Below are 23,488 nucleotides of genomic sequence, written 5' to 3'. Positions count from 1 at the left end.
TTTATGAGAATATAGATATATTTGTGTAAATATATTTTTCTTATTCAATATTACTGGAAATTTTGATATACTCCCTTTATAAGTATACAGTTGAAATAATAACAACTGATGCTATGAAGGGAGTATATTTTTATGTCATGAAAATCTAAAATAGATTTTGAAATAAAAATTAAATCATTTGAAATGTATTTTTTCGCCCCACTCTTGTTGTTCAAAAATGATAGTAACTGAAAGATTATAAGATAATTTAGATATTTCTTTTAAAATAAATTCTCAATCTCCTTTATTCAAAAGTAGTTGACATACATACTGTACGTATGTTACATTGATGATACCAAATATAAAGGAGATTATTTTTATGAAAAATAGTTTTTATCCTGTACTAATGTGCAATGATATAAGAAAAGAAGCAGATTTTTTTATAGAATTATTTGATTTCAAGGAAACCTTTAATAATGATTGGTATATTAACTTAAAAGACAATGATGAATTTGAGTTGGCATTGATTGATAGTTCACATGATTCAATACCTAAACTTTATAGAAAACAGTGTAAAGGATTTATTCTTAATATTGAAGTTAATGACGTAAACACTGTATATTCAGAAGTAATTAGTAGAAAAAAATCATCACTTTTATTAGATATAAAAAATGAAGAATTTGGACAAAGACATTTTATTATTGAAACTCCAAGTAAAATTTTGGTTGATATTATTCAAATAATTCCGCCATCAAATGAGTATCTTAAAAATTATAAGAAATCGGGTAAAGAAAATGAACAAAAATAAAAAAGAATTAGCATCTATAAATACTACAAAAAATTTGATTGCTATTGCACGTAATCATTTTTCTACTTATGGCTATGAGAAGACATCATTAGAAGCTATCGCAGAAGAAGCTAATATGACTAGAGGTGCAGTATATCACCATTTTAAAAATAAAAAAAATCTATTTAAAGCAGTTTTAAATCTTGTTCAGTATGAAGTTGGATTAAATGTAGAAAAAGAAGCTATGAAATCCGAAGATATATGGGAACAGTTAATTTTAGGTTGTGTTGGATTTGTACAATCAGCTACTTTAGAATCTAACAAAAGAATATTATTAATCGAAGCACCCAATATTATAGAATGGACAGAGTGGAAAAAAATGGATAATGAGAATTCTGTTTTACTTTTGGAAGAACAACTCTTAGTTGCACAAAAAAATGGGAAATTAATAGAGTTTGATATTCATATGATTTCACATATGATTTCTGGTGCATTAAATGATTTATCTATTTTTCTTGCAGAAAGCAATATTTTAGATAAAAATCAAGTTTATAAAGCGATTTCTCATTTATTGACAGGGTTTAGAAAAGATGGCTAAGAAAGTGAAAGACTACTATGACATTGAATATGTAAACTTCTTAGCTGAAAAAATAAAATCAGTATATCCAGAATTTATTATTAATGAGTTTTTTTCACTAACAAAACCAACTATTGAATTGTTAGAATTCAATGAAAGGCAAGAGTTATTAGCAAATGCTTTAAAAAAGTCTATCAATTTAAACTATTCAGATACTATTAATGTTTTTGAGAATATATTAGGTCCAGAGTTAGAAGGCAGTTTAGGCATGTTTACAGAGGGTTATTGGTTATGGCCCATTGGAAAGTATGTAGAGAAGTTTGGTGGAGAAAATTTTGAAGTAAGTACAACTTTCAGTAAGGAGTTGACAAAAAGATTTACTAGTGAATATTGTATGCGTACTATAATAAATAATTTTCCTGAACAGTCTATGGAATTGCTTTTAAAATGGAGTAAAGATAGTAATAAAAGAGTTCGTCGATTAGCCAGTGAATGCCTCAGAATACGGTTGCCATGGGCAAAAAAAATGTATGTTGCCTTAGAATACTTTGATACTTATTTTGAATTATTGTCTAATCTAAAAAATGATACAGATAAAACAATTCAAAAGAGTGTAGCAAATAATCTAAATGATTTATACAAAGAAGAGCAAGATAAATTTGAATTAATTATTTCTAGTTGGCAAACAGAAAATATAACAAAAGAATGTCAATGGATTATTAAGCATGCTTCAAGAACAAAAAATAAAAAGAAATAATGTTTGTAGTATTTATATTCAAAAATATGTCTAAAGATGATATCTTTCTAATGAAAAAAGGTAATTAAAAAGTAATTATAAAAAAACTCTATAAGAAAATTGTATTTTTCAAAATATTTTCTTATAGAGGCAAACATATATTGTGTATAATACTAATATTAATGATAAATTTAAACTGATAATCAACCTAATATCTTAAAAATATGTTGGATTCATAAATGGGATTACAAGTTCTGCGACCTCTCCATCTGCATCAAGCCCCCAATATCCGCTGTAAATACCATCACCTATACCGCTTGTGAACATAATTAATCTGTAGGATGTTTGTGGTAATTTTAAAAGTAAGAAATTGCCATTTTTATTCTGTAAATTTGGATGCATTTCATGACTTTTTTGAAAAAGTGTTGCAAAATAATCATTATATTTGTTTTTACCTGGATTTTCATTTTGCCATTTTGTTATAAAATTACTATACTCCTTTGCAACTTTTGCGTCTGAAAAACAGGCTAATCCTGTATCCACACCAAAGAAAGTCCATGCTCCTGACTTTCCAAAATCTTCGCATTTCTTTCCCTTTGGCATTGCAATTTCATACTTGATAGGTTTTTTGTCATTGATAATCAATCTTGATGCTGCAATTCTAAGTCCTGCAATTTTAGAATGGCAGATAGAAATTTCTACCGAATAACTTCCAACAGGTATTTTTCTTTCTAAATAAGTCATATATTCACTACCTAAATACGCAAGAGGGTCTGCAAGGACAACTTCTCCACTTGGGAAATCTGTTTCTCCTATAATGAATGGTTCAAGTTTCTCACTTCTTTGAAACAAGCTTTGAAAGAATTCTATTGAATAGTTTTCCTGATTTAGAAATTTTAGGTTTTTTTCAAATGCTATTTGAGCAGGATGTTTAACTTGTTCTCTAATTTCTTTTCCTGTATTTGTATCAATAAAATATTTTCCACTTTTATTAGAGTGAAATTCTAAATCAGTTCCTATGGGCATATAAAAAATATTCAAAGTAGTTGGTTCAACGTTAATAAGTGTATTAAAATCTACAATTGCCATATTCTTGGGATTGTCTACATACTCTTGTGTATCTGTATCACCAAAAGCAATCCATCCATTTCCAAACTCACTATGCTCTCTAAAAAGCCACCTCAGTTTTGATGTTCCATTGAGAATCGATTTGCTGACAATACAGCCACCTGCCCCAGTAATATACTGCTTTACTTCTGATTTTTCGACTTTTGTTTCTTTTTTATTTTTGCTAAACAGTTCCATACGAATTCTCCTTACTTTCAAAAATTTCTTGATAATAAATATAATAGACATTATTTTATTTGATGGTTGATTTGTTATCTTTCAATTTATTTGTTAAATATATCGTATCATACCTTCATACTAAATTCTGTGTTTTTCTGATTTTAGCAAAGATACTTATTTCAATCTGTATGGTAATAATTGTATTTGATTGTATTAAATCATTACAGTACTATTTATTTAAGTAGACACAACTTAGGGATTTTTTACTCAGTATAGATTGTTTTTTTGAAAAAATAATCTATGCCATTCCCATATTTTTTAAAAAATACTTTTTAGTATCATTTATCTTTTAGATTAGGGTTAAACTGTGCAAAATTATAGAATAAGGTAAAATCATGTGCAATTATTTGGTATGGCACTATGTATGTAAAATATAGATAATAAAATTAAGGAGGCAGTATGAAGGAAAGGGCTAAAAAAATATTAGATTTTATTATTAAAAATAACAATGTAACATCACAAGAGCTACAAGAAAAGTTTAATGTATCAAAAAGAACTGTTTATTACGATATCCTATCTATAAATGAAGAACTAGGAAAAAGAGGTAATATAAAAAATATAAAGCACAAATTTATATTTGAAGGTAACTTAGGTAATGTAAGAAAAATAATTTCAGCTGAAGAAGATAAATTTCTAGATAGTGAATATAGAAAAACTTTTATATTAAACAAGATATTACATGATGAAAAAATATCAATAGAAAAACTAACAAATGAAATGTTACTTTCAAAAAACACAGTAGTACAAACAATAACTGATATAAAAAAGCACCTTCAAACAATGGGACTAAAATTAGAGTACAAGGGAAAGTACAAAGTAATAGGTGATGAATATGTTATTAGAGAACTTTTCTTGCTACTTACACAAGAAAATGTATTAGAAATTAATTCTATAAGTAAGGAAGTAACTGACTTTGATACAAAGGGATGCATAAACCTTACAGATTACTCTTTATTAAATTTAACTAAGTTTACAAAGTTTCTAAATAAAAGAATAAGAGATGGGAAAACCTTGTATTCTTATAAATATCTAAATGAAGCTAAAAAAATTAGTTACTTTAATAATTGTAAAGAACTTTTGTGTGAAGAAGCTAATGAAAATGAACAAGCCTATGTATGTGCTTATGTAAGTTCACTTCCTAGTTTAAATAGTGAAGTTAAGGAAGATGTTGTTGAAGAATATGTAGATAAACTTATAGACAAGTTTGAAGTAAATACAGCAATAAAATTAGAAAGTAAACATGAGTTTAAAAAAAATATTTTAAGGCACTTGCATTCTTCTTACAACAGAATAAGATTTAAGTTTCCTATTAGCAACCCTATGCTAGACGAAACGAAGTATAAACATAAGTCACTTTATAAGATTATAAAGTCAATTATAGAAAATGAAGAAGAGTTTCCTGTATTTGAAGGTATAAGAGAAGAAGAAATAGGATTTATAGCAGCATATTTTGGAGGATACTTAAGAGGTTCTAGAGATAATGGTCTAAGAAAGAATAAAGTTTTACTAGTTTGTCCTAATGGTCTTATGGTATCAAAGAGTTTGGAAATACAGCTATACAAATACATACCAACTATAGAAATAGTAGGTATAGTATCTATTAAGCAACTAAAAGAAGTAAATATATACTATGATTACATAATTACAACCATAGACATACAAAATGTAAGTAATGTAATAGTTGTGAATCCTCTTTTAACAACATCAGACATTCAATTACTGATGAACAAACTCATAAGTGTAAAAGAAAATGAGAAGTATTTCAATCTTGAACTGATAATACAGGCGATAAGAAAAAATGGAGTTATTAATAACGAAGAATCACTAAAAGCTGACTTATTAAACATAATACATAAGATAGATGAAGGAGAGATGTATCAACCAATGTTAAAGGAATTAATTAATGAAGATAGGGTCAATATAATAAAAAATGTTAAAGATTGGAAAGAAGCAATAAAAATAGCCTCAAAACCATTGTTAGAAGACAACTCTATAGAAGACTTGTATATAGAAAATATGATAAAGTCAGTTGAAAAGTATGGACCTTATATTGTTTTAGCTGATAGATTTGCTCTACCACATGCAAGTTCTAAAGAAGGGGTAAACAAACTTGCCATGTCTTTACTTATAGTAAAAGATGAGGTTGATTTATTAGGAAAGCCAGTGAATATATTTATGGTACTAGCTGCTATAGATAACACTACTCACATCAGAGCATTAGCATCACTTTCAGAAATGATGTATGAAGAAGAAAATATAAATTTAATAATTAATGGAGACAAAACCTCAATACTAGAACTTATAAATAAACAAAATTAGGAGGAATTTAAAATGAAAATATTAGCAGTATGTGGATTTGGTGTAGGTTCATCAATGGTATTAAAAATGACAATACAAAAGGTTTTAAAGCAGTTAAGTATAGAAGGTGAAGTAGAAAATACAGATATAAACTCAGCTAGAGGAGCTGATTGTGACTGTATATTTACAAGCCAAGAATTATTAAATGAATTAAAAGGAACTTGTAATGTACCAGTATATCCAGTTAAGAAGTATATGGACTTAGCAGAAGTTACAGAAGTTGTTCAAACCTTTTTAAATGATAAGAAATAGTATAAATTTAAAAAAGTAAATTTAAAAGTAAATTTAAGTTAATCGACATAAAATAAAAGCTTACTGAAATTAAATATAGTAAGCAAGAGAGGGGGATTTTAGTGGTAGAAAACTTAAATAGTTAACCTATCACTAAAAAAATATAATGCTTGATTTTATTTCAAATAATATTTTACGTAATCCGTCTATGCTAATTGGATTAATAGCAGCATTTGGTCTTATATTACAGAAAAAGAAAGCATCAGATGTTATAAAGGGGGCATTACTTGCAGCTTTTGGAATCATAATTATGGAAACTGGAACAGGTATGTTAGTCAGTTCGATAGCACCAATTAATGGAGCTTTCCAAAGTATAAGTGGTGGTGCGGTAACAGAAGGTTTAAGTGATGTTACTTTTACTGCAAGTTATGGAGGAGTTATAGGTTTAGCTATGTTTGTAGGTCTAGCTCTTCATTTAATGATAGCAAGATTTACACCTATTAAGACAATCTTCTTAACAGGTCACATGCTTTACTGGTTTCCGTTTATATTTGTAGCATCAGGAGTTGAAGCTGGATTAGGTGGTGGAGTATTAATAGCTTTTGCAGCAGTACTATCAGCACTTTACTGGTCAATAATGCCATGGTTATTAAGAAAGTATGTATTTGACGTTATTGGAGATGAATCTTTTACACTAGGGCATCCAGCAGGTTGTTTAGCACTTGTATCAGGGTTTGTCGCTAAGTTAGTAGGAAATAAAGAAAAGTCTACAGAAGATATAAACATACCTCAAAGTTTATCATTCTTTAGAGAAATATCTATAAGTGGTGGAATGGCAGTATTTTTAATGTTTATAGTTGTTGGAATAGTAATACCAGGGGCATTTAAGGATGCTAATGAGTTTATTGGAACATATGCAATAAAGCAAGGTCTTTCTTTTGGGGCAGGTCTTATAATCATGCTTCATGGGGTAAGAATGTTAATAAATCAAATAATGCCAGCATTCCAAGGCATATCAGAAAAAGTTGTACCAAACGCACTACCAGCTTTTGACTGTCCAATACTATTTAACTATAAGCCAAATGCTGTATTAATAGGATTTTTAGTTGCTATGTTAACATCTACAGCTATGATTTTAATATGTAACTATTTCAATATATTTAACATGTTAATTATACCACTTGTTATAACTTCATTCTTTGAGTGCGGAGCAGCAGCAGTAATAGGAGAATCGCAAGGTGGTATACGTGGAGCTATAATAGGTACAGCTGTAGCTGCAATACTTATGGTAGCTTTAGTAGGAATATCTGCTGTAATTTACTCAGGAACTATTAAAAACTGGATACTAATATTTGGTGGTAACGACCTTTCATTATTTGGTATAATCAGTAAGTTTATAGGTTCATTATTTGGAGGAGTATTATAAGTATGAAATTTAAATACATAGATGAGATAAAAAGATTAATTGACATAATAGAAAATGAAGAAAAAGTCAATATGGAAAAAGCAGTACAAATCCTTGTTGAGGCAATAGAAAACAAAAGTGCTATATTTTCCTTTGGGGCTTCACATGCAGGAATACTAACAGAAGAATTATTCTACAGGGCAGGTGGATGTGTTCTTATAAATCCAGTATTTGCAAAGTCTCTAATGCTAGATACAGCACCGATAACTCACACTAGTAAGATGGAAAGGCTAGAAGGATATGGTGCAGCTCTAGCTGATAAGACTCCAATTAAAGAAGGAGATGTAGTTATAGTTCACTCAGTATCTGGTAGAAATCCAGTAAGTATAGAGTTTGCTATAGAAGCTAAAAAAAAGATGGCAACAGTAATATGTATAACTAATTTAAGTTATTCAAAGAGCGTATCTTCAAGACATTCTTCAAGAAAAAATCTTTATGAGGTGTGTGATTTAGTAATAGATAATCATGGTCAAAAGGGAGATGCCTGTGTAGAAATAGATGGACTAAATCAAAAAGTTAGTCCAACGTCTACTGTAATTGCAACCACTGTGATGAATTCTATTATAGCTCAAGTTACTCAAGAGTTAGTTAATAGAGGGTTAAAGAACCCACCAATTTTTTATAGTGCAAATATAGATGGAGGAGATGAGTTAAATAAGAAGATTTTTGATGAGTATAAAGATGTAATCTACTATGAGTATTAAGGCGAATAAAGTATTTCAATAAGATTCAAAAGGTCTTAACAATGTAAATAAGTAGTATCTAAAAAAGCTGTAGGTAAAATCTACAGCTTTTATTATTAGGTAATCGCATAGAATAAAGATAATTAAAAGTACTCCTTATTTATCTTATAGTATAAATTATTTAACTATTTAATTTCTATAATAAATATATTTAATTGTTTTTAAGTACAATAGTATTTAATTTATATTTATGAATTAATCTTTTTATTTGCTAGTTCTAGTTCTAATTTTTTTATAAAATTATTAAATTCATCTGGTTGTCTTTTTCCAAATAAGATTCTTACAATAAGTGAATTAATTTTTCCAAATATATTTCTATCACTTTCACTTTCAGTGAAAATAAGTTTTGTATTTTCTAAATCAATATGTATAAGTTCATATCTAGTAATAAAACTTTCTCTGTTATTGCTTGTTTTTATCTCATATATTCTATTCTTCTCAAAATTAGTTATTTCAACCTTAAATCTTTTATTATTTTTTTGTTGTACAAATGTACCTACCGCCCTCTTCTCGTTAAAATTAGGGAAATTTAGTCTTGCAGATTTTATAAATATATTAAATATATCTTTTGCAGAGTATTTCAATAAAGCTTCAGATTTAAATGTTTTCATATTATTTTCCTCTCTGTGTGTAATTTTAATACTTGTAAATTATTTTTATAAATAAAATAGTATAATATGTCATATAAAGTCATACCTCAGTTAGAGATATGATTAAATTACTGTGTATATGAGAATTTAATAAAATACTATTATATCGAATTAAAATTTAAAAACAGAAAGTGTTAAAAGCATAAAGGTTCATAAATTCTTTGTTGAGTAGATATATAATATTATATCTAATTAAATAAACTTTTCAATCCTAATTTTATAACTAATTTATATGATAATCTATATTATGAATTATAATATCAGCAATCAAAAACAGTTAATACATTTAGTAAATTACTAAATGTACAAAAAGCAAATGTTTATCAAAATGTATGAATGCCTATGAAAAAGTAGTCATTTACAAGCGTTGCAAAGAAAAAAAGTATTGAAATAAGTATGGCACGATAGTTGCTTATATATTTATCAAGAAAGGAGTTATCAAGCATGGAGTTGAGAGATAAACTTGTAAACATCATAAATACAGAAAATAAAAAAGACCCACTAACAGATGTTCAAATAGCAAAGTTTTTAAATACAACTAGAGAAAATATAACTAATCTAAGGAAAGAACTCAATATAAGTAATTCGAGACAAAGAAGATATCCTTATTTAAAGTCAGCGATTTCAGCAATATTGCAAAACAGCAAGGATATTTCTATTTCAGAAATTACCAGAGAGTTGATGACAGAAGGATTCAATATATCAAGAAGAGTTGTAGAGGAAATTTTACCTAAAGAAAGTTTAGAAATGGAAATCGTAGAGGTAATTGAAGAAAAATCAAGCGACCCGTTTGAAACTTTGATTGGAAATAAGGGAAGTCTTAGAAATGCTGTAGAACAAGCAAAGTCTGCTATATTGTATCCTCCAAAAGGTCTTCCAACTTTAATTGTAGGAGAAAGTGGAGTTGGTAAGAGTTTATTTTCTAAACATATGTATGAGTTTGCAAAGAAAAAAAAGGTAATAAAAGAAAATTCTAATTTTGTTGTATTTAACTGTGCTGATTACAGTGATAATCCACAATTATTGTTATCTTTATTATTTGGATATAAAAAAGGTGCATTTACAGGAGCTGAATATGATACCCCAGGTCTTGTAGAAGAAGCTGATGGAGGAGTTTTATTTTTAGATGAAATTCATAGATTACCTCCAAAAGGTCAAGAAATACTATTTTCTATTTTAGACAGAGGCAAATTTAGAAGATTAGGTGAAACTAATGCTGAAAGAAAGGTAAGCATGATACTGATTGGAGCAACTACTGAAAACGTAGAGACTAATTTATTGTTGACATTTAGAAGAAGAATACCAATGCTAATAACATTACCATCATTACATGATAGACTGTTAAAAGAAAAAATAGACCTTATATACAATATCTTTCAACAAGAGTGTAACAGAATAAATGCAAAAATATTTGTAGATAAAAATGTGATTGAAATACTTGCATTAAAAAAATTTAGTGGAAATATAGGGCAATTACAAAATATGATTCAGGTTCTTTGTGCAAGAGCTTTTATGAAGTTTATAAATTCTAAAGATGAAGATTGTGAATCAATAGTAGTAGTAGATATAAATGAAGTTTTAAAGCTTAAGGATTCTTTCAAAGATGCTGCTTTTCAAGAGGTTGAATACACAGAAATAAGAAAGTATTTAAAAAATGCTATATTTATACCATTTAATGTAGAGGAATCCTCAATAAAAGAAAATATTGTGAATGATGAGTACATACTACCAGAGGATATATATAAAACAATTGAAAAGAAATATTATGATTTAAAGTCTCTAGATATTGAAGATATTGACATAGAAAACATTTTATGGACTTTTGTTTTAAATAGATTTGCTGACATAAAGTTTAATCTAGAAAACGATGAAGAAATCTTCTCAATGAGTGATTTAAATAGCTTTGTAAGTGATAGTCTAGTAAAACTGGTAAAAGAGCTAATGAATAATATAATTGAAAAAAATACTAATTTAGAAGTAAATAAAAATGCATTTAAATATCTAGCAATACATTTAGAAGAAGCAATAAAAAGGATTAAACTAAATCAAAAGATAATAAATGTAAACTTAGAAAAAATAAAAATAGATTTTTCAAAAGAATATGAAATAGCAAAACGCTTTGCAATAAAAATTGAAGATACAAATGAAATTAAGATTCCAGAAGATGAGATTGGATTTATAACACTTTATATAAAATCAGCCTTAAAGAATGAAGTAAAAAAAGATAAAGTTGGATTGATAATAATCTCTCATGGTCGTATAGCTACAGAAACTGTAAATGTTGTTAAAGAGCTTTTGGGAGTAAAATTTCCTGTGGCCATAGACATGCCTTTAGATGAAAAACCAATGAATATATATAACAAGGCGGTGGAGTTGTCAAAAATAATAGACCAAGGGAAAGGAATATTATTTCTAGTTGATATTGGGTCACTTACAAATATAGGACAAATAGTAAATAAGAGAACTAACATAAATACTAAAACTATTGATAGAGTAGATCTTTTAATGGCATTAGAAGCAGCTAGGAAAGTTTCTATGGGAGATGAAGAACTTGATGAAATGTTTTTTTCTCTTGTAAAAGATAGGATGGGATATAATTATGAACTGGAAAAGCATATAGATAAAACCAATGCAATTGTAGCCTTATGTCTTACTGGAGAGGGAACCGCTAAGTACATAAGCAAAACATTAGAAGAAAAGTACAACAATACTAAATGTTATCAAATGAGTGCTTTGGATGAGAATCTTCCCTATAAAATTGAAAAATTAAGAGAAAAAAATAATATATTAGCCATTGTTGGTACAATAAATCCCAAAATACCAGGTATAAATTTTATTCCATATAATAAAGATGTTTTTAAAAACCTAGATATATATCTTTCAAAAAAGCAAGATGATAGTCAAATCAAAGGATATGGAAGAATGCTTGATGAGGATTTAGTAATATTTGAGCCAGATATATATTTTAAAAAGGATTTACTAGAATATGTATGTTCAATTCTTATCAATAAAGGATATGTGGAAAAAGATTATTTGGATTCAGTTCTACATAGAGAAGAAATGCTTCCAACCTATTCTAAAGGGGCTACAGGTGTACCTCATGGAGATTCTTCTACAGTAAATAGTACAAGATTTGTTTTTATTAAATTAAAAAACCCTATTGACTGGGGTGTAGGCAATGTGAATTTTGTATTTATGCCAGTTTTTAAGACTAATGATAAAGATATTGTTAAGAATGTTCTTGAAATTTTAAAAGATGAAAAGTTTATGAATAGTGCTAAACAGTGTTTTGATAAAGAAGATTTTAAGAAGATTATATTTGATAAATTTAAAAATATATAGATATAGCAACAATTTGAGAGGAGTTAGAGTAATGAATGTAGATTTAATATCATTAGACTTAGAAGCTAATGATTATGAAAGTATTATCAGAGAATTAGGAAATAAAATGTATCAAAAAAAATATGTAAAAAATACATATATAAATGCCGTTTTGAAAAGAGAAAAAACATTACCTACAGGGCTTAATATTGGAGAAATGTGTGTTGCGATTCCACATACAGACTCACAACATGTAAATGAATCTAATGTAGCTGTAGGAATATTGAAAAATCCAGTAAAATTTAATTCAATGATAGACCCAACAGATAAATTAGATGTGGAGCTTGTATTTTTACTAGCAGTAAAGAATCCAGACTCTCAAGTAAAATTATTAAAAGATTTAATGTCAGTTTTTCAGAATATAAAGCTGTTGAGAGATATAAAAAATGCATCAACAAAAGAAGAAGTAGCTGAATTATTAAATTTTATAGAAATATAATGAAAAGATGTTTTAGAAGTAAATAATAGAAAATTAGAAACTTAAAAGCAGTATTAACTTTTGAGCAATTTAATTTATATAAAATAAAACTTAAATATAATATTAGGAGGAAATTATTATGAAACAATTTAACGTATTATCAGTATGTGGTTCAGGAACAGTTACATCATCAATGGTGGCAGGTAAATTAAAAGAAGTATTAGGAGATAAGGGTATATCTATTACAACAACAGAGGCTAGACCAACAGAAGCATTAAATTTGGCACAATCAGGAAGATTTGATTTTATAACATTTACAAGCCCACTTCAATCAGGTGATTACGGAATACCAACTATAAATGCATTTGCTTGTCTTACTGGTATAGGAGAAGATGCATTCTTTGAAGAAGTTTTAAAGGTTATTGATAGTTTAAATAAATAGTGTTTATAGTATTTAAATTAATAATTTAGATACTATAATAAACTATTATTCAAATAACTACTATCAAAATAAATTTAATTAAAGTGGCATCATTTAAGAATTTATTAGAATAAAAATGACAACAAAAAGATATTTATTTAGACATATTTAATTAATTTGATAAATGTTTAGAAATAGGAGGGTAAAAGATGTTAACATTTATGAAATCTATAATCGATACATTTGGTTCTGCAATTATAGTTCCAATTATAATATTCATAATAGCAAAAATATTTAAAGTGACTACTAAGAAATCGTTTCTTTCAGCTGTATATGCAGGTGTTGCTTTGCAAGGTTTTACGTTAATATTAAATTCATTTACACCAATAATAACACCAGTAATTAATAGAATGGTAGATAGTACAGGAGTAAATTTACCTGTGTTTGATGTTGGTTGGCAAGCTACATCATTAGTTGCATTTTCAACAAGTGCAGGTATGATATACTTAGGTCTTGGAATATTATTGCAAACTATTTTATTTTTAGTAAAGTGGACAGATGTATTCCAACCATCAGATTTATGGAATAATTATTCTTATATGGTTTGGGGAGCAATGGTAATAGGAGTGACAGGCAATTTCCCTTTAGGTATAGGATGTATGGTCTTGTTAAACTTATACAGTTTATTAATATCAGAATTAGTTGCAAAGAGATGGTCTAGTTATTATAGATATCCTAATTGTACAATAATAGCTATGCACAATGTTGAAGCTTCTGTCTTTGCAGTATTTGCAGACCCTATATATAACAAACTTGGACTAAATAAAATAAAGTTAAACCCTAAAGAACTAGAAAAGAAATTAGGATTTTTAGGTGAGCCGATTACTCTAGGTCTTTTTTTGGGTATGTTTATTGGTATACTAGGTAATATGACTAGAATAACTACTATGGAAGCTTGGGGAGAAATAATGAAAGTTGGTATATCTACAAGTGCTGTTATGGCAATATTCCCAAAAGTAGCAAGTATGTTTGCTCAAGCATTTGCACCTATAACAGAAGCTGCTAGAAAGATTATGCAAAAAGCTGGAAATCGCGAGTGGTATATAGCAGTAAATGATGCTGTGGGATATGGTGAACCTGCAACTTTAATATCAGGTCTTATCTTAATTCCAATAATGCTTGTAGTAGCTATGATACTTCCAGGTAATCAGGTATTACCAGTTGTAGACTTACTTGCAATTCCATATATGGTACAAGGTTTAGTTGCAGTACATAATGGTAATATACCAAAAGTAATAGTTTCAGGTATAATATGGTTTGGATTAGGATTATATATATGTACATCTACAGCTCCATTATTTACAGATATGGCTACAAGTGTAGGTGTTGCTATACCAGCTGGAGCTATGCTTATAACAAGTTTCAATATACTAGGAAAACCTTTGATGGGGTTAGTGTTCTTTGCATTCTTAAGTGCAAATCCAATTTATATAGGATTAGCAGTTGTAATTTACTTTGTCTTATGGGCATTATTTAGAAAGAATAAAATAAGTATACTTGAATATTTAGAAAAACAAGCACTTAAAAATGTTGCAGAAGAACCTGTAGTAGCATAGCTTAAGTTTATTAAATATAAGAAAACAATGAATCAAGAAATCTATAATTGATTTTATAGGAGTATCAGAGATTATCTGAAAAGCTATAAATGAAATGTAGATTTCTTTTTATTTTGATAAATATTAGGATTCTGTTTTATTGTACTCAACTATTAATTTTATGAATTTTATTTTGTTATTTAAAACATATTTTTTTATATTTATACAATAATGTAATTTGATTTTATAAAATGTATTATACATTGTCAAAATGCTTTGTATGTAAGGTATTTGTAGATATGAATTATTTGTTTTTTGTATGGCATAAATATTGCTATATATAAGTGTATAGCATGAAGGGAGAGGTTTATATGGCAAATAAGATGAGAGCATCAGTACTATATGATATAGGTGATGTTAGATATGAAATGGTTGATATACCAGAAATAACAGATGGAGAAGTACTTGTAAATGTTAAATATGTTGGAATATGTGGCTCGGATTTACCTAGGTCTATGGTTAGTGGATTGAGTGGAGGTACAGCATATCCATTAATCTTAGGACATGAGTTTTCTGGTGAAGTTGCTAAAGTAGGGTCAAAAGTAAAGAGCATTAAAGTAGGAGATAGAGTAGCTGTTGCTCCATTAGTTCCTTGTGGAGAATGTGGTTATTGTAAAGAGGGGAATTTCGGATTATGTAATGACTACAATATAATTGGGACAAGAGTAAATGGAGCTTTAGCAGAGTATGTGAAAGTTCCTGAAGAGCATGTTTTAAAATTACCAGATACATTAGATTATGAAACTGCTGCTGGAATTGAACCAGCAACTATAGCATATCATGGGATTGCAAAAGCAGATATTAAGGTAGGAGATAGTGTAGTTGTACTAGGGTGTGGTCCAATAGGTCAGTTTGCTTTACAATGGGCAAAGGTTTTTGGAGCATCTAAAATTATAGCTGTTGATATTTTCAATGAAAAGCTAGAACTTTCTAAAGGTCTAGGAGCGAACTATACAGTAAATTCAAAAGAAGTAGATGCAATTGAAGAAATAAAAAAAATAACTAATGGTGGTGCTGATATTGTCATAGAGACTGCTGGTAGTAGGTTCACTCAAGAGCAATCTCTACTTATAGCAAAAAAAAGAGGAACTATAGTATTTGTAGGTATTTCGCATACAGAATTACCACTTAGTGCAAAAGCTGCGGAGAGCATATTACGTGGAGAACTTACTTTGAAAGGTTCTTGGAATTCATATACAAGTCCTTATCCTGGAAGAGCATGGACCGCAACATTAGATTTTATGGGAAAAGGAGATATTATTTTTACACCAATGATTTCACATAAAATAGGTCTTAATGAGGTAGGAGAATTTCTGCGTAAAATGGCAAACAGAGAAATAAATTTTAATAAAATCCTAGTAGAAATATAAAAATTTAAGAGGTATAAAAATGAATAAAAACCCTGTTGTAGTAAAGAGGATAGGTATAAATGATGAATTTGGTCAATCAGGAAATCCAGAATCTCTATTAAACTATTATGGATTGACTGTAGAAAATATAGTTAGTACTGCAAAATCATTCTAAATAAATATAATCAATAATAAAAGTAAACTAAAAATAAATTTTATCAAAAAAATATAGGAGGAATCAGAATGTTAGAGACTCTAAAAGAAGAAGTATTAAAAGCAAATTTGGAATTACCTAAAAGAGGATTAATCACTTATACATGGGGAAATGTAAGTGGAATAGATAGAGAAAAAGGGTTAGTAGTAATAAAACCAAGTGGTGTTGAGTATGATAAGATGACTGTAGAAGATATGGTAGTAGTTGATTTAGATGGGAATATAGTAGATGGTAGATTAAGACCTTCTTCAGACACTCCAACTCATCTAGTTTTATATAAAGAGTTTGAGGAATTAGGAGGTATAGTACATACACATTCAAGTTGGGCTACAACTTGGGCTCAAATAGGTAAATCTATACCAGCATGTGGGACTACTCATGCAGACTATTTTTATGGAAGTATACCATGTACTAGAAAAATGACTCGAGAAGAAATAAGTAGTGAGTATGAAAGAGAAACTGGTAATGTAATTGTTGAAGAATTTATGGGGAAAAACCCAATACACTGTCCAGGAGTAATTGTAAATGACCATGGTCCTTTTACTTGGGGTAAAAATGCAAAAGAGGCTGTTCATAATGCAGTGGTTTTAGAAGAAGTTGCAAAGATGGCATATTATACAGAATTAATGAGTCCTGAGAATACTATGGATAGATTACTTATGAACAAGCATTTTTCAAGAAAACATGGTAAAAATGCATACTATGGTCAAAAATAACTATCTGGAGGTAAATTATGCTAGAATCTTTAAAAGTTAAAATTGTAGAAGTAGCAATTAAAGCAGAGAATTATGGCTTGTGTAAGGAAAAAGCTGGTAATTTTAGCATTAGAGATAAGGATACTGGATATATACTTATAACACCTTCAGGTATAGGAAGAGAAGAATTGAAGACAGAACACATTTGTGTATTAGACTTGGATGGGAATGTAATAGAAGCTGAGAAAGGTATTAAACCTAGTAGTGAGGTACTAATGCATATTGAAATATACAAAGTGAGAGCAAATGTAAATGCTATATCGCATACACATTCTCTCTATGCAACAGCATTTTCAGTGGCAAATAAACCAATTATACCAATTGTATATGAGTCAGTTAATTATGGTGGTTATGTAGACATAGCTCCATATGAAAGACCAGGGACTTTGGAACTAGCCAAAAGTGTTTCAAAGTTATTATTAGATACGGATGCATGTTTATTAGAAAGGCATGGATTGACAACTGTAAGTAATGACCTTGAAGATGCTTTGTTAAAATCGAGATATGTAGAAGAAGTAGCAGAAATATACTATAGGTCTTTAGTATTAAATCAATTTAAAGAACCTAAGGCAGTAGATATTAATGAATTTAAAGCATGGAAATATCCAGATGAAATAAAATTTTAATTAGGATGATTTAAATTAAATAGATGAACTATAATAGATATTAGCTTCTTTATATAGTGTAGTACTTCCTAAGTAAATATATTTAATCTGATATATTCATTTAAAACAAAAATAATATAAAACCCTAAATCGATTCTTATATTGGTTTAGGGTTTTATATTTTTTATTTATATATTTCTACTTATGCATTTCTTTTTAGTTGATTTTCTGGAGAATTTATATATTCAAAGTATTTTTTAGTTTCAGATACTATTATAGGTGATAGTGCAAGCAAAGCTATTAAGTTAGGTATTGCCATAAGTCCATTTACAATATCAGCAATTATCCAAACTACTTCTAACTTTAAGAATGCACCTAATAATACCATAGCTACAAATACAGTTCTATATCCATTCATACCTTTTACACCAAATAGGAATTCAAAACATCTTTCTCCATAATAACTCCACCCCAAAATTGTAGTGAATGCAAATAATGTTAAGCTAACTGTAAGTAATATTGGTCCAAATGTAGGAATAGCACCATTAAAAGCTGCTTGAGTCATAACAGCACCATTTAAGTCTGAACACCAAACACCTGATATAACAAGAGAAAATCCAGTAAGTGTACAGATTATAATAGTATCTATAAAAGTTCCTGTCATAGAGATAAGTCCTTGCTCTGCTGGCCACTCAGTTTTAGCAGCAGCAGCTGCTATTGGAGCACTACCTAAACCAGATTCATTTGAAAATACACCACGGGCGATACCATTTCTAATTGCTAGTGACATAGTTGCACCTAGAAAACCACCAGTTGCAGCAGTAGGTGTAAATGCACTTTTAATTATCAATACAAAAGTTTCAGGTATTTTATTCCAATAAGATATTAAAATGACTCCACAGATTACAATATAGATAACTGCCATAAAAGGTACTATCTTAGTAGCAACATTAGATATACTTTTAAGACCTCCAAATACAACTAAAGCTACAAATACTGCTAGTACAACACCTGTAATTCTAGGGTCCACTCCAAAGCTACTATTGATAGCGTCTGTTATTGAATTTACTTGAGTAAAAGTACCTATTCCTAAAAGTGCAACTAATATACCACTTATAGCAAAGAATATTGCAAGAGGTCTCCATTTTTCTCCCATACCATTTACTATGTAGTACATAGGTCCACCAGATACTTGACCATTTTTATCTTTAGTTCTGTATTTTATTGCAAGGACACCTTCTGAGTATTTAGTAGCCATCCCAAAGAATGCAGCTATCCACATCCAAAAAAGTGCACCAGGTCCACCAGCTTTAATTGCTGTGGCAACCCCAACGATATTACCAGTACCAACTGTAGCAGCCAATGCAGTACATAAAGCTGCAAAACTTGAAACATCACCACTACCTTTATTTTCAGCAGCAAATATTAGCTTAAGAGCACGTGGAAGTTTTGTTATTTGCACAACGCCAAGTTTAACAGTAAGTAATATACCAGTACCAACTAGTAGTACCAACAGGGGCGGTCCCCAAATAAAAGCATCAACTTTGTTTAAAATATCAATTAGATTCATAAAAACACTCCCTCATTTTTTTGCTTTACACAATCAATAGAATTTTTAATGAAGTAATTGACAGGAAATTAGTATAATTTATTAATAATTTCTAGTGTAATAAAAAAAGCTAAATCTAAAATAGATTCAGCTCTGGATATACACTAATTAGCAACCAAAATAAAAGTATTAATAATACTAGTTTTGGTAGATAATCCCTGTCCTTTTGCCTGAGAGATTGAGCACAAATGCCTTGCCCCTTCGGCGCCCATAATGGGTCTCTCCAGAGTTCCGTAAATTTTACAGTCCTACTTTAAAAAAGTACCTGAGAGTGTTACTCCTTCGGTGTGCCATATGGCAACTCTTCTATAAAATCTTAACCGGATATTGATTTGTCATAGCTTATTGTATTAATAATATTAATATAAGGTTTTGTGTTTTGTCAACTAAAAAATTTAAAAACAGGAAAAAAATATAAAAATATAAGTCTAATTACGAATTATAAACTTACAAATTTAAATAATATACGTAAAAATAAATAGGATAGTAGGTGTGTAAATCAAATTAAATATAGGTTTGTGATAAAAAAAGAAGAAAATATTAAATAATTAATTAGAATTGATTTAATTATGGTAATATTATAGTTACAATGTTAAGAAAAAGTATATTTATTTAGCTTTTAAGTGTAGTGTAAGATTGGAGAAAGAGAAAGGAAGTATTTTAAAATGGGAAAAATATTAGTACTAGCAGAAAAACCTTCTGTGGGAAGAGATATAGCAAAAGTTTTGGGTTCAAAAAATGAAAAAAATGGATATATAGAGGGACCAAAGTATATTGTTACCTGGGCACTAGGTCATTTGGTTACACTTGCTGACCCTGAAAGTTATGGAGAAAGATACAAATCATGGAGTTTAGAAGATTTACCAATACTTCCTAAGTATCTAAAGACTGTTGTAATAAAAAAAAGTGGAAAGCAGTTTAATACAGTGAAGGCTCAAATGAACAGAAATGATATAGATGAAATAGTTATAGCAACAGATGCAGGGAGAGAAGGAGAACTTGTAGCAAGATGGATAATAGAGAAATCTCAAGTAAAAAAACCTTTAAAACGTCTTTGGATTTCTTCAAGTACAGATAAAGCAATAAAAGAAGGTTTTGCAAAACTAAAAAGTGGTAAAGAATATGAAAATTTGTACTATTCAGCAATAGCACGAGCAGAAGCCGATTGGATTATTGGAATAAATGCAACTAGAGCTTTAACAACAAAGTATAACGCACAGCTTTCTTGTGGAAGAGTGCAGACTCCTACTCTTGCTATGATATTGAAAAGAGAAGAAGAAATAAGAAATTTTAAACCTAAAGAATATTATGGATTGGAGATAATTGCAACAAAGGGCAACTCAGATATAAAGTTTATTTGGAATGATAAAAATAATAATTCCTCAACTTTTAGTAAAGAAAAGATGGAAGGTGTATCAAAAAAAGTAAAAGATTTAGATGTTAAAATATCTGAAGTAAATAAATCATATAAGAAAAAATATTCACCTGCGCTTTATGATTTAACAGAATTACAAAGAGATGCAAATAAAATGTTTGGATTTTCAGCAAAAGAAACATTATCTATAATGCAAAAACTATATGAACACCATAAGGTACTTACTTATCCTAGAACTGATTCTAGGTATCTAACTTCGGATATTGTTGGGACATTAAAAGATAGAATAAAAGCTGTAAATGTTAGTGATTATTCGAAGGTTTGTAATAAGTTATTAAAAAGTAATATTGTATCTAATAAGTCTTTTGTTGATAATTCAAAAGTAACAGACCATCATGCCATAATACCAACAGAGCAAAAAGTGTTTATGAGTGATTTTACAGATAAAGAAAGAAAAATATATAATCTTGTCGTAAAAAGGTTTTTGGCAGTATTAAGTCCTCCCTTTGAATATGAACAGACAACTATAAGTGCAACTATAGAGGGCGAGACATTTAAAGCCAAAGGCAATAAAGTAATAAATCTAGGTTGGAAAGAAAGCTATAAAGATATGGATGATGAAGATGAATATGAAAGCATTCCAAATGTGTTGGAAAAAGATATTCTTAAAGTTAAAAGCTTGAAGATGACTTCAGGAAGGACAAATCCACCACCATACTTAAATGAGGCTACACTTTTAACATCTATGGAGAAAAGTGGACTTGGTACAGTTGCTACTAGAGCAGATATAATAGAAAAATTATTCAATTCATTTTTGATGGAAAAGAAAAATAAAGATATATATATAACATCAAAAGGAAAACAACTGTTAGATTTAGTTCCTGTGGACTTAAAGACACCAGAACTTACAGCATCGTGGGAAAAGAAATTATTAGATATTTCAAAAGGGAAGCTTAATAAAAATACATTTATAAATGATATGAAGGATTATTCAAAAGCTATTGTATTAGAAGTAAAAAGTAGTGATAGCAAATTTAAACATGATAATTTAACTAAAAATAGATGCCCAGAATGTGGTAAATTTATGCTAGAGGTAAATGGTAAGAAAGGTAAAATGTTAATTTGTGAAGATAGAGAGTGTAATACTAGAAAAACCATATCACAAACAACTAATTCAAGATGCCCTAATTGTCATAAAAAATTAGAACTTCGTGGTGAAGGTGAAGGAAGAATATTTACTTGTAGTTGTGGGTACAGGGAAAAATTATCCTCTTTTAATAAAAGAAAACAAGAGGAAAAAAAGAAAGCATCAAAGAAAGATGTTAATCAATATCTAAAAAATCAAAATAAAAATCAAGAAGTATTTAATAATCCATTTGCAGAAGCTTTAGCTAAGTTGAAAAAATAAATAGTTTTCATGGCAATATTATACACAATCATAACTTTAACTATATATTAGTTATATGTACTGATATAATATAGGGTATAGTTTAGACATGAAAGTAGGGATGTCAAATGAGATTAAATTATATATTTAAATGCTATTGTGACAAATGTAAAGATATATGGAATAATTCAAGTATCGAATTATGTAAAAAAATAGAAACATATAGTGAAGATTCACAAAAAAAGTGTGAAGGCGAATTAGATAAATTGATAGATAAAGTATCAGTTCACTTAGAAAAGTGTCCAAGTGATGTTGTTCTAAGAAAAATGTGGATAAAAAAAGGTGAAGCTTTTTTGCAAAAAACACTAGAAAAAGAGAATATTTTTAAATTAGAGAAAATGAATGTAGAAGATAGAAAAAAATTCTTAGAAATAACAAAACAATTTATCAGAGATGCTAGAGGATTTGATGATGATTTACCTATAGAAGATATTATGCAGGCCATGAGAAATGTATGGATTTCAAATGCACTGCAATTATTATTTGGAAAAGATGTCTATTATTCAAAAGCAAGTTTTGCATATAGTATGTTATATCCATATACAGACAATTATTTAGATAATACAAAGACAAATGAAATGGATAAAGCCTTATTCAATCGTTGGTTAGAAAAAAGACTCTTAGGAGAAAAAATTAAACCTAATAACTGTCATGAAAGTAAAGTATCTCAGATGATAGATTATATTGAAGAGGTTTATCCTAGAGAAGATTTTAAAGAAATATATGAGTCATTGTTATTAATATTTGAAAGCCAAGTAAAGAGTTTAAAACAGCAGGATAAGGAGACTTATTTGCATAAAGACGAAATATTATCTATTTCTATTGAAAAGGGAGGTTCATCTGTTTTAGTAGATGGATATTTAATAAATGGGCTTATGACAAATGAAGAGGTAAAGTTTTGTATTGGTTATGGATTTTTATTACAAATATCTGATGATTTACAGGATATAAAAGAAGATTTAAAGTGTAATCATAAGACTATTATGACAGAGATGTCAAAAAAGGGTTTATTGGATGAAATTGCAAATAAGTTAATAAACTTTACTATTGAATTAATAGAAAACTTTAAAATTAACAGTAGAAATGAAGCTATAACAGACATGATAAAAAATGATTGTTTAATGTTGATTTTGTTTTCTATAGCTTATAATGCTGAATTTTTTTCTATAGAATATATAAAAAAAATAGAGAGATTTCTTCCATATACGATATCTTATTCATTGGAAATTAAAGAAAAGATGCGAAAAAAATTTAAAAATATTGATTTTTTAAATAATGAAAATGAATATAAAGAAATGATTGATACTATATGTGCAAAGTAGAAAAATAGTGAGATGTATAATACATATCTCACTATTTTAAGTTTAAATAAAATATTGATTTTAA

At 28.6% G+C, this 23,488-nt stretch carries 20 protein-coding genes and 1 riboswitch; of the genes, 17 read left to right on the top strand and 3 right to left on the bottom strand.

Annotated elements, in window-relative coordinates; genetic code table 11:
* Positions 1-358: 358 nt before the first annotated feature.
* Genes IC758_RS12675 through IC758_RS12665 form a run of 3 tightly spaced genes read left to right on the top strand, consistent with a single transcriptional unit; the run spans position 359 to position 2,100 of the window.
* Positions 359-787 carry a hypothetical protein gene (locus IC758_RS12675; RefSeq protein ID WP_227835760.1) on the top strand — a complete coding sequence of 143 codons (429 nt, stop codon included), beginning with the start codon at positions 359-361 and terminating at the stop codon, positions 785-787.
* Complete coding sequence (locus IC758_RS12670; RefSeq protein ID WP_227432732.1) at positions 774-1,364, top strand: TetR/AcrR family transcriptional regulator; 591 nt, start codon at positions 774-776, stop codon at positions 1,362-1,364. Before IC758_RS12675 ends, IC758_RS12670 begins: the two co-directional genes overlap by 14 nt.
* Positions 1,357-2,100, top strand: a complete 744-nt coding sequence (locus IC758_RS12665) for a DNA alkylation repair protein (RefSeq protein WP_227482780.1) — start codon at positions 1,357-1,359, stop codon at positions 2,098-2,100. The genes IC758_RS12670 and IC758_RS12665 overlap by 8 nt, the downstream gene beginning before the upstream one ends.
* A 195-nt stretch (positions 2,101-2,295) precedes the next feature.
* Here IC758_RS12665 and IC758_RS12660 read toward each other — a convergent pair whose 3' ends face one another.
* Entirely contained in the window at positions 2,296-3,384 is a 1,089-nt protein-coding gene (locus IC758_RS12660; protein WP_227830696.1) for a DUF2185 domain-containing protein, read from the bottom strand.
* Between the two features lie 441 nt (positions 3,385-3,825).
* Here IC758_RS12660 and IC758_RS12655 point away from each other — a divergent pair, with 441 nt between their 5' ends.
* The 4 genes from IC758_RS12655 to IC758_RS12640 all read left to right on the top strand — a co-directional run bounded on the left by IC758_RS12655 (position 3,826) and on the right by IC758_RS12640 (position 8,184).
* Positions 3,826-5,745 (top strand): BglG family transcription antiterminator, encoded by a 1,920-nt coding sequence (locus tag IC758_RS12655; protein WP_227432735.1) that lies wholly within the window; start codon positions 3,826-3,828, stop codon positions 5,743-5,745.
* Between the two features lie 12 nt (positions 5,746-5,757).
* Complete coding sequence (locus tag IC758_RS12650; RefSeq protein ID WP_227432736.1) at positions 5,758-6,036, top strand: PTS sugar transporter subunit IIB; 279 nt, start codon at positions 5,758-5,760, stop codon at positions 6,034-6,036.
* Positions 6,037-6,223: 187 nt separating this feature from the next.
* Positions 6,224-7,441, top strand: a complete 1,218-nt coding sequence (locus tag IC758_RS12645; RefSeq protein WP_255630922.1) for a PTS ascorbate transporter subunit IIC — start codon at positions 6,224-6,226, stop codon at positions 7,439-7,441.
* Positions 7,442-7,443: 2 nt separating this feature from the next.
* Positions 7,444-8,184, top strand: coding sequence for an SIS domain-containing protein (locus tag IC758_RS12640; protein WP_227835759.1), 741 nt, complete (start codon positions 7,444-7,446; stop codon positions 8,182-8,184).
* 227 nt (positions 8,185-8,411) lie between these two features.
* On the opposite strand, the gene IC758_RS12635 is transcribed toward IC758_RS12640, so the two are convergent.
* Positions 8,412-8,834, bottom strand: coding sequence for a DUF3284 domain-containing protein (locus tag IC758_RS12635; RefSeq protein WP_227432739.1), 423 nt, complete (start codon positions 8,832-8,834; stop codon positions 8,412-8,414).
* Between the two features lie 483 nt (positions 8,835-9,317).
* Between IC758_RS12635 and IC758_RS12630 the strand changes: the two genes are divergently transcribed.
* The 8 genes from IC758_RS12630 to IC758_RS12600 all read left to right on the top strand — a co-directional run bounded on the left by IC758_RS12630 (position 9,318) and on the right by IC758_RS12600 (position 17,692).
* On the top strand, positions 9,318-12,215 hold the full coding sequence (locus tag IC758_RS12630) for a sigma 54-interacting transcriptional regulator (RefSeq protein ID WP_227482773.1): 2,898 nt from the start codon (positions 9,318-9,320) through the stop codon (positions 12,213-12,215).
* 31 nt (positions 12,216-12,246) lie between these two features.
* The gene (locus IC758_RS12625; RefSeq protein ID WP_227432741.1) at positions 12,247-12,693 is read left to right on the top strand and encodes a PTS sugar transporter subunit IIA; all 447 of its coding nucleotides are present in this window, start codon (positions 12,247-12,249) and stop codon (positions 12,691-12,693) included.
* Positions 12,694-12,811: 118 nt separating this feature from the next.
* Complete coding sequence (locus tag IC758_RS12620) at positions 12,812-13,114, top strand: PTS sugar transporter subunit IIB (protein ID WP_227432742.1); 303 nt, start codon at positions 12,812-12,814, stop codon at positions 13,112-13,114.
* Positions 13,115-13,302: 188 nt separating this feature from the next.
* The gene (locus IC758_RS12615; RefSeq protein ID WP_227845648.1) at positions 13,303-14,709 is read left to right on the top strand and encodes a PTS galactitol transporter subunit IIC; all 1,407 of its coding nucleotides are present in this window, start codon (positions 13,303-13,305) and stop codon (positions 14,707-14,709) included.
* A 350-nt stretch (positions 14,710-15,059) separates the two neighbouring features.
* The gene (locus tag IC758_RS12610; RefSeq protein WP_227824119.1) at positions 15,060-16,118 is read left to right on the top strand and encodes a galactitol-1-phosphate 5-dehydrogenase; all 1,059 of its coding nucleotides are present in this window, start codon (positions 15,060-15,062) and stop codon (positions 16,116-16,118) included.
* Between the two features lie 19 nt (positions 16,119-16,137).
* Complete coding sequence (locus tag IC758_RS21035) at positions 16,138-16,272, top strand: hypothetical protein (protein WP_255619346.1); 135 nt, start codon at positions 16,138-16,140, stop codon at positions 16,270-16,272.
* 68 nt (positions 16,273-16,340) lie between these two features.
* Positions 16,341-17,027, top strand: a complete 687-nt coding sequence (gene araD / locus IC758_RS12605; protein ID WP_227437324.1) for an L-ribulose-5-phosphate 4-epimerase — start codon at positions 16,341-16,343, stop codon at positions 17,025-17,027.
* Between the two features lie 17 nt (positions 17,028-17,044).
* The gene (locus IC758_RS12600) at positions 17,045-17,692 is read left to right on the top strand and encodes a class II aldolase/adducin family protein (RefSeq protein WP_227437322.1); all 648 of its coding nucleotides are present in this window, start codon (positions 17,045-17,047) and stop codon (positions 17,690-17,692) included.
* 181 nt (positions 17,693-17,873) lie between these two features.
* On the opposite strand, the gene IC758_RS12595 is transcribed toward IC758_RS12600, so the two are convergent.
* Positions 17,874-19,241 (bottom strand): alanine/glycine:cation symporter family protein, encoded by a 1,368-nt coding sequence (locus IC758_RS12595; protein ID WP_227437321.1) that lies wholly within the window; start codon positions 19,239-19,241, stop codon positions 17,874-17,876.
* Between the two features lie 187 nt (positions 19,242-19,428).
* Positions 19,429-19,517, bottom strand: a riboswitch (glycine riboswitch).
* 428 nt (positions 19,518-19,945) lie between these two features.
* On the opposite strand from IC758_RS12595, the gene IC758_RS12590 reads away from it, so the two are divergent.
* A complete protein-coding gene (locus IC758_RS12590; protein ID WP_227437319.1) occupies positions 19,946-22,063 on the top strand; it encodes a DNA topoisomerase III in 2,118 nt (705 codons plus the stop codon).
* A gap of 107 nt (positions 22,064-22,170) precedes the next feature.
* Positions 22,171-23,424, top strand: a complete 1,254-nt coding sequence (locus IC758_RS12585) for a flagellar protein FliS (protein WP_227835757.1) — start codon at positions 22,171-22,173, stop codon at positions 23,422-23,424.
* The last annotated feature ends 64 nt before the right edge of the window (positions 23,425-23,488 follow it).

Source organism: Clostridioides sp. ES-W-0016-02 (assembly GCF_020641035.1).
Lineage (GTDB): Bacteria > Bacillota > Clostridia > Peptostreptococcales > Peptostreptococcaceae > Clostridioides.
Note: the sequence above shows the minus strand (reverse complement) of the source record. Positions and strands in the feature narration are given on the sequence as shown.

Coding starts and splice junctions, on each gene's coding strand:
- IC758_RS12665 (WP_227482780.1), top strand. CDS start 1,357: ATGGCTAAGAAAGTGAAAGACTACTATGACATTGAATATGTAAACTTC.
- IC758_RS12620 (WP_227432742.1), top strand. CDS start 12,812: ATGAAACAATTTAACGTATTATCAGTATGTGGTTCAGGAACAGTTACA.
- IC758_RS12635 (WP_227432739.1), bottom strand. CDS start 8,834: ATGAAAACATTTAAATCTGAAGCTTTATTGAAATACTCTGCAAAAGAT.
- araD (WP_227437324.1), top strand. CDS start 16,341: ATGTTAGAGACTCTAAAAGAAGAAGTATTAAAAGCAAATTTGGAATTA.
- IC758_RS12640 (WP_227835759.1), top strand. CDS start 7,444: ATGAAATTTAAATACATAGATGAGATAAAAAGATTAATTGACATAATA.
- IC758_RS12655 (WP_227432735.1), top strand. CDS start 3,826: ATGAAGGAAAGGGCTAAAAAAATATTAGATTTTATTATTAAAAATAAC.
- IC758_RS12600 (WP_227437322.1), top strand. CDS start 17,045: ATGCTAGAATCTTTAAAAGTTAAAATTGTAGAAGTAGCAATTAAAGCA.
- IC758_RS12590 (WP_227437319.1), top strand. CDS start 19,946: ATGGGAAAAATATTAGTACTAGCAGAAAAACCTTCTGTGGGAAGAGAT.
- IC758_RS12610 (WP_227824119.1), top strand. CDS start 15,060: ATGGCAAATAAGATGAGAGCATCAGTACTATATGATATAGGTGATGTT.
- IC758_RS12670 (WP_227432732.1), top strand. CDS start 774: ATGAACAAAAATAAAAAAGAATTAGCATCTATAAATACTACAAAAAAT.
- IC758_RS12595 (WP_227437321.1), bottom strand. CDS start 19,241: ATGAATCTAATTGATATTTTAAACAAAGTTGATGCTTTTATTTGGGGA.
- IC758_RS12630 (WP_227482773.1), top strand. CDS start 9,318: ATGGAGTTGAGAGATAAACTTGTAAACATCATAAATACAGAAAATAAA.
- IC758_RS12650 (WP_227432736.1), top strand. CDS start 5,758: ATGAAAATATTAGCAGTATGTGGATTTGGTGTAGGTTCATCAATGGTA.
- IC758_RS12625 (WP_227432741.1), top strand. CDS start 12,247: ATGAATGTAGATTTAATATCATTAGACTTAGAAGCTAATGATTATGAA.
- IC758_RS12675 (WP_227835760.1), top strand. CDS start 359: ATGAAAAATAGTTTTTATCCTGTACTAATGTGCAATGATATAAGAAAA.
- IC758_RS12660 (WP_227830696.1), bottom strand. CDS start 3,384: ATGGAACTGTTTAGCAAAAATAAAAAAGAAACAAAAGTCGAAAAATCA.
- IC758_RS12615 (WP_227845648.1), top strand. CDS start 13,303: ATGTTAACATTTATGAAATCTATAATCGATACATTTGGTTCTGCAATT.
- IC758_RS12585 (WP_227835757.1), top strand. CDS start 22,171: ATGAGATTAAATTATATATTTAAATGCTATTGTGACAAATGTAAAGAT.
- IC758_RS21035 (WP_255619346.1), top strand. CDS start 16,138: ATGAATAAAAACCCTGTTGTAGTAAAGAGGATAGGTATAAATGATGAA.
- IC758_RS12645 (WP_255630922.1), top strand. CDS start 6,224: ATGCTAATTGGATTAATAGCAGCATTTGGTCTTATATTACAGAAAAAG.